General features: G+C 73.3%; 10 protein-coding genes. 3 read left to right on the forward strand and 7 right to left on the reverse strand.

Annotated features, from left to right (window positions below):
- Window positions 1–67: 67 nt before the first annotated feature.
- The 4 genes from smpB to ftsE form a co-directional block, all read right to left on the reverse strand.
- Window positions 68–553, reverse strand: coding sequence for an SsrA-binding protein SmpB (gene smpB, locus ACZ7GJ_RS30715; RefSeq protein WP_470756164.1), 486 nt, complete (start codon window positions 551–553; stop codon window positions 68–70).
- An 18-nt stretch (window positions 554–571) separates the two neighbouring features.
- Window positions 572–1,789 (reverse strand): S41 family peptidase, encoded by a 1,218-nt coding sequence (locus ACZ7GJ_RS30720; RefSeq protein WP_470756165.1) that lies wholly within the window; start codon window positions 1,787–1,789, stop codon window positions 572–574.
- Window positions 1,790–1,856: 67 nt separating this feature from the next.
- Complete coding sequence (gene ftsX / locus ACZ7GJ_RS30725) at window positions 1,857–2,780, reverse strand: permease-like cell division protein FtsX (RefSeq protein WP_365921529.1); 924 nt, start codon at window positions 2,778–2,780, stop codon at window positions 1,857–1,859.
- 17 nt (window positions 2,781–2,797) lie between these two features.
- A complete protein-coding gene (gene ftsE, locus ACZ7GJ_RS30730; protein ID WP_470756166.1) occupies window positions 2,798–3,487 on the reverse strand; it encodes a cell division ATP-binding protein FtsE in 690 nt (229 codons plus the stop codon).
- Between the two features lie 239 nt (window positions 3,488–3,726).
- Here ftsE and ACZ7GJ_RS30735 point away from each other — a divergent pair, with 239 nt between their 5' ends.
- Window positions 3,727–3,918 (forward strand): hypothetical protein, encoded by a 192-nt coding sequence (locus ACZ7GJ_RS30735; RefSeq protein ID WP_365921525.1) that lies wholly within the window; start codon window positions 3,727–3,729, stop codon window positions 3,916–3,918.
- Between the two features lie 91 nt (window positions 3,919–4,009).
- On the opposite strand, the gene prfB is transcribed toward ACZ7GJ_RS30735, so the two are convergent.
- Window positions 4,010–5,119, reverse strand: coding sequence for a peptide chain release factor 2 (prfB, locus tag ACZ7GJ_RS30740; protein ID WP_470756167.1), 1,110 nt, complete (start codon window positions 5,117–5,119; stop codon window positions 4,010–4,012).
- Between the two features lie 310 nt (window positions 5,120–5,429).
- Here prfB and ACZ7GJ_RS30745 point away from each other — a divergent pair, with 310 nt between their 5' ends.
- Window positions 5,430–6,431 carry an isopenicillin N synthase family dioxygenase gene (locus ACZ7GJ_RS30745; protein WP_470756168.1) on the forward strand — a complete coding sequence of 334 codons (1,002 nt, stop codon included), beginning with the start codon at window positions 5,430–5,432 and terminating at the stop codon, window positions 6,429–6,431.
- A 62-nt stretch (window positions 6,432–6,493) separates the two neighbouring features.
- On the opposite strand, the gene ACZ7GJ_RS30750 is transcribed toward ACZ7GJ_RS30745, so the two are convergent.
- Together ACZ7GJ_RS30750 and ACZ7GJ_RS30755 are read right to left on the reverse strand one after the other, a co-directional pair.
- The gene (locus ACZ7GJ_RS30750) at window positions 6,494–7,750 is read right to left on the reverse strand and encodes a serine/threonine-protein kinase (RefSeq protein WP_470756169.1); all 1,257 of its coding nucleotides are present in this window, start codon (window positions 7,748–7,750) and stop codon (window positions 6,494–6,496) included.
- Between the two features lie 159 nt (window positions 7,751–7,909).
- A complete protein-coding gene (locus tag ACZ7GJ_RS30755) occupies window positions 7,910–9,664 on the reverse strand; it encodes a serine/threonine-protein kinase (RefSeq protein WP_470756170.1) in 1,755 nt (584 codons plus the stop codon).
- A 436-nt stretch (window positions 9,665–10,100) separates the two neighbouring features.
- Between ACZ7GJ_RS30755 and ACZ7GJ_RS30760 the strand changes: the two genes are divergently transcribed.
- Window positions 10,101–13,043, forward strand: coding sequence for an FHA domain-containing protein (locus ACZ7GJ_RS30760; RefSeq protein WP_470756171.1), 2,943 nt, complete (start codon window positions 10,101–10,103; stop codon window positions 13,041–13,043).
- Window positions 13,044–13,130 lie beyond the last annotated feature (87 nt).

Raw genomic sequence — 13,130 nt, forward strand, 5'->3', positions numbered from 1 at the left:
GCGCCCACCCGCAAGCGGGGGGTGCTGACGCCATGGTACGCGAAGTGGACCACCGCGTGCCAGGAGTTTAAACCGTGCCCCGCTGCTTGCGGCGGATCGCCGAGATCGCACGGTTCGTCTCGCGGGTGTCCTGCTTCTCCCGGAGCGTCTGCCGCTTGTCGTACTCCTTCTTGCCCTTCGCCAGCGCGATCTCGACCTTCGCGCGGCCGTCCTTGAAGTAGAGGGACAGGGGCACGATCGTGTGACCCGACTCCTCCGACTTGCGCTCCAGCTTGTCGATCTCCTCCCGGTGCATGAGGAGCTTGCGCTTGCGCCGGGCGCTGTGGTTGGTCCAGGTGCCCTGGCTGTACTCCGGCACGTGCACGTTGTACAGCCAGGCCTCGCGGCCCTCGACCGACACGAAGCCGTCCACCAGCGAGGCCCTGCCCTGGCGCATGGACTTGACCTCGGTGCCCGTGAGCACGAGACCGCACTCGTAGGTGTCGAGGATCGTGTAGTCGTGCCGCGCCTTCTTGTTCTGGGCGATCAGCTTGCGCCCTTTTTCCTTAGCCATAGTGCGGTCATTTTCGCACTACGGACCCACCCCGAGGCCACCCAATACCGCGCGGGCCCGCTCCTCGGCCCCGTCGGTCGCCGCCAGGTCCGGTGTGATGCCGCTGCCGTCGAGGCTCCGGCCCGCCGGAGTGCGGTACGTGCCGACCGTCAGCTCGGCCACCGAGCCGTCCGGGAGCTGCGTCGGCATCTGCACCGAGCCCTTGCCGAAGGTCCGGGTGCCGACCGTCACGGCGCGGCCGCGGTCCTGGAGGGCGCCCGTCACGAGTTCGGCCGCGCTCATCGTGCCGCCGTCCACAAGGGCCACCAGCGGCCGGGCCGTGTCGCCGCCCGGCGGGGCGTACAGGGCGTGCTGGTCACCCCGTACGTCGTACGTGGCCACGAGCCCGCCGTCGAGGAACGCGGCGGCGGCCGTCACCGCCTCGGTGACCAGCCCGCCGGTGTTGCCGCGCAGGTCGAGCATGACGCCGGAGCCGGCCGGGGCCGCGCGGACGGCGTCGCGGACCCGTTCGCCGGAGCCGCGGGTGAAGGAGGCGACCTTGATGACGGTGATCCCGCCCGGGAGTTCCCGTACGGTCACCGGCTCGGCGCGCAGTTCCTCGCGCCGCACGGTGCGGGTGAGGTCGGCGCCGTCGCGGGTCAGGCTCAGCACCACGGGGGTTCCGGCGGCGCCGCGCAGCAGGGCCACCACCTCGGGGACGCGCAGCCCGGTCACGCCCTGCCCGTCGATGCTCAGCAGCCGGTCCCCGGCGCGCAGGCCGGCCCGGGCGGCGGGGCCGCCGGGCTGTACCCGGTCGATCTCGATGCTGCCGCCCTGGCGGCGCTGGGCCCAGAGCCCGACGCCGGTCCAGCGGCCGTCGAGGTCCGCACTGAAGGCCTCGTACTCGCCCTGGTCGTAGACGGTGCCCCAGCGGTCCCCGCTGCGGCTGACCACCTCCTGGGCGGCGCTCTTGCCGGACTTCCCGGCGGCGACCGCATCCGCCGCGGCGCGGGCGACGGCCTCCCGGTCGGCGGTGCCCGCCTCCCTGGGCGCGGGTCCGGCCGCGGGGTCCTGCGCCGGGCCGTCCACGCTGCGGGCGACCAGTACGGCTCCCGCGTCCGACGGGTCCGAGGGGGTGTCGAAGTCCCAGCACCCGACGCTCGCGGCAGTGCCGACGGCCACGAGGAAGACCAACGTCAAAACGGCCCCGCGACGCAGGTCGCGGGGCCGGAGACAGAAGGCGGACAGTCCCGGCATGGCGCCGAGTCTAGGACAAGCCCCGCGGCGGTACGGGTGGTTGACCGTACCGCCCGCGGGGCGCTTGTCACACCTTCAGGTACTTGCGCAACGCGATGAAGGCGGCCAGGGAGGGCATCAGCACGCCGATGACGAGCACCAGCGGCAGCTTCGTCAGGACGGAGTCCCAGCCGATGAAGTTGATCAGCTCCATCTTCGTGCGCAGCGCGGCGCCGTGGTCGATGACGAAGTACTGGCCGGCGCCCAGCATGCCGCAGGCGAAGACCGCGCCGATGAGGCCGGCGAAGGCCGCCTCCATGATGAACGGCACCTGGATGTAGAAGCTGGAGGCACCCACCAGCCGCATGATCCCGGTCTCGCGCCGCCGGCTGAAGGCGGAGACGCGCACCGTGTTGACGATCAGCAGCAGCGCCACCACGAGCATGATCAGCATGATGCCGAGGGCGGCCCAGTTGAGGTATCCCAGGAGCCTGAAGAGGTTGTCCAGCACGGTGCGCTGGTCCTCGACCGACTGGACGCCGTCACGGCCCGAGAAGGAGGTCGTGATGACCTTGTACTTCTCCGGCTGCTTGAGCTTGACCCGGAAGGACTCGGGCATCTGGTCCGGGGTGATGGAGGCGGCCAGGGCGGTGTGGCCGAACTGCTCCTTGTAGTGCTTGAAGGCCTCGTCGGAGGACTCGTACGTGACGGTCTCGACGAGGTCCATGCCCTTGAGCTCGGTCTCCAGGGCCTGCTTCTGCTCCGGTGTCACCGCGCCCTTGGAGCAGGACGCCCCGTTGGTGGCCTCGGAGTCGTTCTTGTTGCAGAGGTAGATCGAGACGTTGACCTTGTCGTACCAGTAGCCCTTCATATTGCTGACCTGGTCACGCATGAGCAGGGAGCCGCCGAACAGGGCCAGCGAAAGGGCCACGGAGATGATGACCGCGAAGGTCATGGTGAGATTGCGACGGAGACCGACGCCGATCTCCGACATGACGAACTGGGCGCGCATTGCGTCTCAGGGACCTTTCAGTGCTGGTAGCCGTAGACGCCGCGCGACTGGTCGCGCACGAGTCGGCCCTGTTCGAGTTCGATGACGCGCTTGCGCATCTGGTCGACGATCTGCTGGTCGTGGGTCGCCATGATCACGGTGGTGCCGGTCCGGTTGATCCGGTCCAGCAGCTTCATGATCCCGACGGAGGTCTGCGGGTCGAGGTTGCCGGTGGGCTCGTCCGCGATCAGCAGGGCCGGACGGTTGACGAAGGCGCGGGCGATGGCCACGCGCTGCTGCTCACCACCGGAGAGCTCGCCGGGCATCCGGTCCTCCTTGCCGCCGAGGCCGACCAGTTCGAGGACCTGCGGGACGGCCTTGCGGATCTCGCCGCGCGGCCTGCCGATGACCTCCTGGGCGAAGGCCACGTTGTCGGCCACCGACTTGTTGGGCAGGAGTCGGAAGTCCTGGAACACGGTCCCCAGCTGGCGCCGCATGTGCGGAACCTTCCAGTTGGAGAGTCTGGCGAGGTCCTTGCCCAGGACGTGCACCTGGCCGTGGCTCGCCCGCTCCTCGCGCAGGATGAGCCGCATGAAGGTGGACTTGCCGGAGCCGGAGGAGCCGACCAGGAAGACGAACTCGCCCTTCGCGATGTCCAGGGAGACATCTCTGAGTGCGGGGCGGTTCTGCTTCGGGTAGGACTTGGAGACGTTGTCGAATCGGATCACGGGTGCACCACGGTCGCCGGGAGTAGGTGTGCGTGACCATACGCGAACGGGCGCGAGGTGTGGACCCGGCGTCCGGAGTTGTCCGATATATCCCCGGCTGCGAGGGGCCCTCGACCGCGATTGCCCGGACGGGCCGCGCCGAATGTCGGCGAAGCTGGCACAGTGGTAGGGGGAACGGACACGTTCCCCGCGCCGTTGTCTCTCACAGAGGGACACCTAGGGGACGAGAGGAGGAGCGCATGACATATGACCGGCTCGTGTGCGCGAACTGCGCCGCACCCGTCAGCCAGGGCCGCTGCCCTGTGTGCCGGGCGAACCGGGAGCGCCTCCAGCAGGAGGGCCCCTTCTCCGGCCTGAACCCCGTGGCGCTCATCGCGCTTCTGGTGGTCCTGGTGGCCGCACTGGCACTGGTGGCACAGCAGACGGCGTAGTTCCCTTCTCCGCCACGTACCGATCAGACACGAAAGGCCCGGACACTTTGCGTGGTGTCCGGGCCCTCTGCTGTCCGCGGGGCGTAGGCGCCTACGCGGTCTGCTCCTGCTGCTTGCGCCAGCGGATGCCGGCCTCCAGGAAGCCGTCGATCTCGCCGTCGAGCACCGCCTGCGGGTTGCCGACCTCGAACTCCGTCCGGAGGTCCTTGACCATCTGGTACGGGTGCAGGACGTAGGACCGCATCTGGTTGCCCCAGGAGCTTCCGCCGTCCTTGAGGGCGTCCATCTTGTCCTTCTCCTCCTGGCGGCGCCGCTCCAGCAGCTTGGCCTGGAGGACGTTCATCGCGCTGGCCTTGTTCTGGATCTGCGAGCGCTCGTTCTGGCAGGAGACCACGATGCCGGTCGGCAGGTGCGTGATGCGCACCGCCGAGTCGGTCGTGTTGACGCCCTGGCCGCCGGGGCCGGACGCACGGTAGACGTCCACGCGCAGCTCGGCCTCGTCGATCTCGACGTGGTCGCTGGTCTCGACGACCGGCAGCACCTCGACGCCCGCGAAGGAGGTCTGGCGGCGGCCCTGGTTGTCGAAGGGCGAGATTCGGACAAGGCGGTGGGTGCCCTGCTCGACGGAGAGGGTGCCGTAGGCGTACGGGGCCTTGACGACGAAGGTGGTCGACTTGATGCCGGCCTCTTCCGCGTACGAGGTCTCGTAGATCTCGGTGGGGTAGCCGTGGCGCTCGGCCCAGCGCAGGTACATGCGCTGGAGGCGCTCGGCGAAGTCGGAGGCGTCCACGCCGCCGGCCTCGGCGCGGATGTTGACCAGCGCCTCGCGCTCGGCGTACTCGCCGGAGAGCAGGGTGCGGACCTCCATCTCGTCCAGCGCCTTGCGGACGGAGACGAGCTCGGTCTCCGCCTCGGCCAGGGTGTCCGCGTCGTCCATCTCCTGGGCGAGCTCGAAGAGCACCCCGAGGTCGTCGATGCGGCCGCGCAGGGTCTCGGTCTTGCGGACCTCGGCCTGGAGGTGCGAAAGCTTGCTCGTGATCTTCTGGGCGGCCTCCGGGTCGTCCCACAGGGACGGCGCGGCGGCCTGCTCCTCGAGCACGGCGATTTCTGCCCTCAGCTTGTCGAGGTCCAGGACGGCCTCGATCGACCCCATGGTCGAGGAGAGGGACTTCAGCTCTTCGGAAACATCGACGACTGCCACGGGTCCAGCGTAGCCGGTCCCCGGACGTCGATCTCCGGGCAGGCCGGATCACCCGTACTGATGGAGCCTCGTACGGGCGTACGCTCACCGTATGACTGTTCTCCTCGTCAAGCGCCGCCATGTGGACCACATGCGTGTCACGACGACGAGCTGTCTGCCGCCGGACCTTCCCCAAGCCTGATCCACCCCGATCCGACTTGGTCCTGTACGCGGCTACGCGGCCCCGGCGCCATCCCTGTCGGCGGCCCTCCCCTCCGCGACCCCGCCACCTCTGGGGACAGGACCCCGTGACATCCGAAACGGAGACGTCATGCCGTCCGCGCACTCCCTCCCCGTCCTGGACCTCTCCCAGGCGGACGACCCGGCCCAGCGGGCCGATTTCCTCAAGGCACTGCACGCGGCCGCCCGCGACAGCGGCTTCCTGCATCTGACCGGGCACGGTGTGACCGCCGCCGAGACCGCCCGCATCCTGGAGCTGACCAGGGCTTTCTTCGCGCTCCCGGAGGCCGACCGGCTGGCCGTGAGCAATCTCAACTCCCCGCACTTCCGCGGCTACACCCGCATCGGGCACGAGCTGACCGGCGGCGCCTCCGACTGGCGCGACCAGCTGGACGTCGGCGCCGAGCGGCCGGCGCCGCAGCTGGGGCCGGGCGACCCCGCGTACCTGTGGCTGGAGGGGCCGAACCAGTGGCCGGCGGCGCTGCCGGAGCTGCGGACGGCGGTCCTGGAGTGGCAGTCCCGCCTGGCCTCCGTGGCCCACCGGCTCCTGCGGGAGCTCCTCACCTCCATCGGCGCCCCTGCGGACTTCTTCGACGCGGCCTTCGCGGACCGGCCGCACCTGCACACGAAGCTGATCCGCTACCCGGGATCGGCCCCCTCGGGCGCGGACCAGGGGGTCGGCGCGCACAAGGACTACGGCTTCCTGACGCTGCTGCTCCAGGACTCGGTGGGCGGGCTCCAGGTGGTGCGGGACGGAGGATTCGTCGACGTCCCGCCGATGCCGGGGGCCTTCGTGGTCAACCTGGGCGAGCTGCTGGAGATCGCGACGGAGGGCTACCTGACCGCCACCGACCACCGGGTGGTGAGCCCGCAGGGCGGCGTGGAGCGGTTCTCGGTGCCGTTCTTCTACAACCCGCGGCTCGACGCGGTGGTGGACACGGTCCCCGGCGAGTACCTGAGCTCGGCGCCGGGCATCGCGCACGACGCGTCGAACCCGCTGCACGCGGAGTACGGCCGCAACGAGCTGAAGGGCTGGGTACGGGCCCACCCCGCCGTCGCGCGGCGCTGGCACCCGGAGCTCATCGGCGCGTAGCACGCCGTGCGGGGTGGGCGGGGGACGGCCGCTGTGCGGCACCGCTCCCCACCCCGCCCCACCTACGGCGTGCGCGGGCCCGAACGCTTGTTGTCCTGGGGCGGCGCGTCGTCGCCCGAGACGGCCAGCCAGCCGCCGACGCCGAGTACGGCCACCAGTGCCACCGCCCCGGCGGTCAGGGCGAGCCGCCGCTTGCGCGCGGCCTCCGCACGGTGCCGGGCCGCGCCCGGCCGGTGGCCGCCGGCGGGCCGCGGGACCCGCGCCGTGCCCAGCGCGCCCCCCGCCAGCTCGTCCGGCCCCGGTACCCGCATCGAGGTGTGGGTGTCGCGGTTCGAGTCCGTGGCGGACCCCGGCACCAGGGGGACCACCCCGCGCCGCCGGACCGGGTCCGCCGCCGCGCCCTCGGGCTCGGGCAGCCCCGACAGCTCCGAGAGCTCGGCGTCGTCCGGCTCATCCACGTCCAGCGGCGGCATCCCGGCCAGCAGCGGCAGCAGTTCCCTGAGGCGTACGGACAACTCCGAGGCCCGCAGCCGGGACGCGGGGGCCTTGGCCAGGCACTGGACCATCAGCTGCCACAGCTCGTCGGGGATGCCCGGCAGCGGGACGACCGTCTCGGTCACGTGCCGCCGCAGCACCGCGCCGGGATGCCCGCCGCCGAACGGCGTGAAGCCCGCCAGCAGCTCGTACAGGACGGTGGCGAGGGCGTATATGTCCACGGCCGCCCGCGGGGGCAGCCCCTCCACGATCTCGGGCGCCAGATAGTCCGGCGTGCCGATGATGCGGGTCGTCGGGGCCGAGGCCCGCCCGGCGGAGGTCCGCCGGGGCGAGTCGATCAGCTTGGCCACGCCGAAGTCGGTCAGCAGCGCGGGGTGCGCGCCGCCCGGGCCGAGCGGGCCCTGCATGTCCAGCAGGACGTTCTCGGGCTTGACGTCCCGGTGCACGACCCCCGCCGCGTGCGCCGCGGCCAGCGCGTCGGCGACGTCGGCGACGATCGCCACGGCCGCCTCGGGGGCCAGGCGCCGCTCGCGGTCGAGGCGCGTACGCAGGTCAGTGCCCCGGACGAGGTCCATGACGAGGGCGAGGTCGTTGCCGTCGACGACGAGGTCGCGGACGGAGACGACGTGCGGGTGGTCCAGGCCCAGCAGCGCGCTGCGCTCCTGGACGAACCGTCCGACCAGCTCCTGGTCGGACGCGAGGTCCTCGCGCAGCAGTTTGACGGCGACGGGCCCGTCAGGCCCCTCGCCCAGCCACACCGTGCCCGCGCTGCCGCGCCCAAGGATCTGGTGCGCGGTGTACCGGCTGCCGATCTTCCGTGCCACGACTGCTCCCTCAGCGGCTGGCGTACGCACCAAAGCTACGCGGCCGGGTGGGGGTTGGACGCCAGTAGGGGCCCCGATTCGCGGCGACCTTCACTTCTGCGGGCGAAAACACGTCCCAGAAGTCGACAAATCCACGAAGTCGGCGCTACGGGGCCCCGATCACTGGTTGCCGTTGCCGCTGCCGGTCGCCTCGCCGATCGTGGTGATCCAGTCGACGGCGCCGGTGCCCCAGGTCCACACCTGGTCGAACCAGCCCCGCCCGGTGCCGACCCACGCCTGGAGCGGGGTCAGCTCCCAGATCAGCCAGCCCGCGACGAAGAACACCAGGATCAGCACCAGGCAGCCCTTGAGACAGCCGAGGCCCGGGATGTGCACCGGGTTGGCGCTGCGGCGGCGCGGCTCGCGCGGCTCCCGGGAGGCGGGCTGCTGCGGAGGCGGGCCCTGCGGGGGCTGGTGCTGCGGCTGGTGCGGCTGCGGCTGGTGCTGCGGCTGCCGGTACTGGGGCTGCTGCGGCTGCTGGTACTGCTGGGGCTGGTGCTGCTGCGGCTGGTAGTGCTGCGGCGGCGGAGGCGCGTACTGCTGCTGCGGAGGCTGCTGGTACTGGGGCCGCTGCGGCTGCTGGTACTGCTGCGGCGGCGGGCCCTGGCGGTACGGCTGCTGCTGCGGGGGCGGCGGCGCCTGCCGCTGCGGCCGGCGGCGCAGCGGGTCCTCGCTCGGGTCGAGGTACTGGATCTGCGTCTGCTCGTTGCGGTCGCGGGCCGCCTGCATCTGCGACTGCCACGGGTGCGGCTGGTCCGGCCGCTGTACGGGCGGCATGACCGAGGTCGGGTCGGCCCCGGGGGCCGCGGTGTTCGGAAGTACGGAGGTGGCGTCCGCGGCACCGACCGGCGGCAGCACGCTGGTCATGCCGTTGGGGTCGTAGCCGCCCATCGGCGAGCCGCCCTGCCCGGACAGCACCTGCGTGGCGTCCGCGGCGCCCGGGGTCTCGGGGACCGGCGCGGGCGAGGGGTCGGGGGCCAGGAGCGCGCCGACCCCGAGCGCGGCCTCCACCTGCTGCGGCGAGGAGTGCACGCCGATGCCGGCGGCGACCACGCGCAGGCCGCGGGCCAGGCTCTCGGCGCTGGGGCGCTCGGTCGGCTCCTTGCGCAGGCAGCGCTCGATGACCGTCCACAGCGGCTCGGGCAGGGTCGCGGGGCGCTGCGGCTCCTCGCTGAGGTGGCGGTGGAGCACCTCCAGCGCGGTGCCGCCGGCGAAGGGCGGCCGGCCGGTGAGGAGCTCGTAGAGCAGGATGCCGGCGCCGTAGATGTCGACGGCGGAGGTCTGCGGGCGGCCCTCGGCGGACTCGGGGGCCACGTAGGCGGGGGTGCCGACGAACTCGTGGGTGCGCGTCAGGCCCGGGGAGTCGGCGAGGCGGGCGATGCCGAAGTCGGTGAGCATCGGCTTCATCTGGCCGTCGCGCTCGTCGAGCAGGACGTTGGCGGGCTTCAGGTCGCGGTGGACCACGCCGTCGGCGTGGCTGGCGGCGAGCGCGTCCGCGATCTGGGCGGTCAGCAGGCTCGCGGCGACCGGCGAGAAGGGTCCGTTCTCGCGGAGGTATTTGTGCAGGTCCGGGCCGTCGATCAGGTCCATGACGAGGGCGAGCAGGTCGCCCTCGACCACGAGGTCGCGGGTGCGCACGATGTTGGGGTGGGTCAGGCGCAGCAGGACGGAGCGCTCGCGCAGGAAGCGCATGACGATGTCCGCGTCCTGGGCCAGCTCCTCCTTGAGGACCTTGATGGCCACGGTCTCGCCGGGGTGCCCTGCGACGGCGGCCTCGGAGCCGGCCATCTCCCTCTGGCTGGCACGCCAGACAGTGCCCGTGGCGCCGCGTCCGAGCGGCTCCTCGAGCAGGTACTTGCTGCCGACTGGCCGCACGTCTCGCGCTCCCCTGCTGTCGTTCTCGTCATCGATCCGGGCATCGTTCCGGTCGATGGTTTTTCCGGCCCACTCTAGGGGGTGTCCCCGTGGAAGACGCTGGGCGTCGGAGGTTGGTTGCCGTACATATGTACTAAGAGTGAAGTTTGCGGTGTATGCCAGGGGCGATTTTCCTCGCCTTGCTGTCCGTATGTGAACGGTGCTGATACCGGCCCGCGACCGATCAAGATCAATTGTCGGCGGGTGCCGGGCGTGTTGTCCGTAACAGGTGCGAGGATGCACCCGTACGGAACGGCCGGGACGGGAGCCCCGCCTTCCGCAGACCTGACCGGACGACGCGTCCGTGCCGGGTGGGGGGCGAACGGGCAGGCATGTCCCGTGATTTCCCTGCCGGGCGCACACACCGCGCACCGCGCAGAAGGGACCGCTGACGGCGATGCAGATCCGGCTGACCGTCCTTGGGTCGCGCAGCGGCCACCAGAGCTCGACCGCGCCCGCGAGTTGTGACGTACTCGTCACCGCGCCCGCCGGCACCGCGCTCGCCGCGGTGGCCTCCGGGCTCGCGGCGACCGTCGGTGGACCCGACACCGGGGGCACGGTCATCCTGTACGCCGGCGCGGAGCGGCTCGACCCGCAGCGGCGGGTCCTGGGCGAGCCCCCGCTGGTGGACGGGGCGGTGCTGGCGCTGTACGCGCCGGTCCCGGACGTCCTGCCGGACGAGGACGGCCCCGACGGCCCGCAGCTGCACGTGGTGGCCGGCCCGGACGCGGGCGGGGTCCACCTGCTGCACCCGGGAGCGATCCGGGTCGGCCGCTCGGCCGACGCGGACGTCCCGCTGGACGACCCGGACGTGTCGCGGCTGCACTGCGCGGTGACGGTGCTGCCGGACGGCCGGGTGTCGGTGGCGGACCTGGACTCGACGAACGGCACGACGCTCGACGGCGTGCCGGTGGGCGCGGACCCGGTGCCGCTGGCGCCGGGGGCACTGCTGCGGGTCGGCGAATCCACCCTGCGGCTGGCCGGCGGAGCCGGCAGGACCGGCGGGACCGCCGGCGATGCGGCGCGACTGCCGGTCACCCCGGACCTGGAGGGCCACCTGTCCGTCGCCCCGCAGCCCGCGGCGCGCGACTCCCGGCGGGAGGACCCGGCCTCCCCCGGCGGCGCGGCCGACGGGGCCGACGGGCACGACGGCGGCCCGTACCGCGCTCCCGCTCCCGCGCCGGGCAGCGCCCCCGCCCCCCTCCCCGTCGCCGCCCCCGACCCCGACGCGGGAGCGCCCGGGCGCCGCAAGGGCCTCGGCGCCTGGGCTCGGAAGTGGGTGCGCGGCGAGGAGGCCCCCGCCGAGCGGGTCGCGGCCGAGGCGGCCGTCTCCGTACGGCCCGACCCCGACGACCCGGCCGCGCTGCTGCTGGCCGCCCTCGGGCCGACCCGGCGGCTGTGGTCCCGCGAGCCCGGGGCCCTCGACGTCGGCCTCGGGGCCGGGAGCCGGGTGGCGCTGCGCGAGGCCGGCGCCCTCGGGATCGCCGGTCCCCGGGCGCGGCTGACCGGGGTGGCCCGCTCCGTCGTCGCCCAGCTCGCCGCCCTGCACGCGCCCGGGCAGCAACTGGAGATCGTGCTCGTCGCCACCGACCGGGCCCGCGGCCTGGCCGAGCGGCGGGGGGACTGGGGCTGGCTCGGCTGGCTGCCGCACGTACGGCCCGCGCACGGGCAGGACTGCCGGCTGCTGCTCGCGTACGACCGCGACCAGGCCGCGGCCCGTACCGGCGAGCTGACCCGGCGCCTCGACGACAGCCCGCTCGGCACCAACTGGGCCGCCGCCGACGCCCGCAGCGTCCAGGAGGCCTCGTACGCCTACCAGGGCCCCCACACCCTCCTCGTCCTCGACGGGGACCCCGGCGCCGGACCGCTGCGCGACATCACCGGCCGGCTCGCCTCGCACGGTCCGGCCGCCGGGATCCACCTGCTCGTACTCGCCGAGACGCCGGCCGCCACCCCCGCGTCCCCGGTCACCGAGACGTACGAGGCCGCGTGCGCGGGCACCCCGGCCTTCCGGGACTGCGGCGCGGTCGCCCTGCTCAGCGGGGACGTGGCCACCGCCGTACGGACCTTCGCGGTGCGCGGCGGGAGGCCGGTGCCGCCCGGCGCGACGGCCACCGCCGACGCGGTGTCCCTGGCCTGGGCCGAGCGGTTCGCCCGCGCCCTGGCCCCGCTGCGGGCCGACTCCCCGAGCGCCGAGGCCTACCGGCCCGCCACGGCCGCCCTCCCGCAGACCTCGCGGCTGCTCGACGAGTTGGGCCTCGCCCGGGCCACTCCGGCCTCGCTGATGGCCCGTTGGGCCGCCGCCACCGACCAGGGGCAGGGCGTCGGCGGCCTGGTCGAGGTCGTGCTCGGCACCGGCCGGCGCGGTCCGGCCGGAGCCGAACTCGTCGCGGACGGCCCGCACCTGCTCATCGAGGGACCCGCCGGCAGCGGCCGCACCGAGCTGCTGCGTTCCGTCGCCGGGTCCCTGGCCGCCGCGTCCCGCCCCGACCGGCTCGGCCTGGTCCTGCTCGACGGGGCCGGCGGCGAGCGCGGGGACGGGCTGCTGCCCTGTACTGAACTCCCGCACGTCTCGGCCCATCTGGTCGCCTCCGATCCGCTGCGCATGCGCGAGTTCGCCCAGGCGCTGGGCGCCGAGCTCAAGCGGCGGGCCGAGCTGCTGGAGGGGGCGCCCTTCACCGAATGGCATGCCCGCCGGGAAGTGTCCGAGCGGATGGTCTCGCCCCGCCAGCCCAGCCCCGGCGAGCTGCACGGCGACCTCGACCCCCAGCGCACGGGCACGCTGCGGCTGCGCGCCTCCGTCACCCGCACCGAAGCGGCCGCGGGTCCCAGCCCGCTGCCCCGCCTCGTCGTGCTCGTCGACGACTTCGACGCGCTGGTCGCGCCCGGGCTCGGCAGTACGGGCCGTCCCGCCGCCGGGTCGGTGGTGCGCGTACTGGAGGCGGTGGCCCGTGAGGGGGCCCGGCTCGGCGTGCACCTGGTGGCCACCAGCGCCCGCCCGGACCGCACCGCCGACACCGAGCTGGCGCGGCTGGCCACCCTGCGCGTCGAGCTCGACGCGCCCGACCAGCCGGGCCCCGGCCGCGGGCTGCTGCGGTACGCCGACGGCCGGGCCCTGCCGTTCCAGGCCGGACGGGTGACCGGCCGGATCCCCCGGACGGCGACGCTGCGGCCGACGGTGGTGCCGGTCGAGTGGGAGCGGATGGGTGACCCGCCGGCCCGCCGTCCGGTGCGCGAGCTGGGCAACGGGCCCACCGACCTCGCCCTCCTGGCCAGCGCCCTGGACCGCGCCTCCCACCTCGTCTCGGCGATACCGGTGCTGTTCCCGCCCGCCCCCTGAAGCCGGGGCGCGCCCCCGCCACGCGCTATTGCGGGGGTGCGCGGGTCGGCGTAGACCTGTGGGACGGGACACACCACAGGCATCGGG

Source organism: Streptomyces sp. NPDC037242, assembly GCF_055604165.1.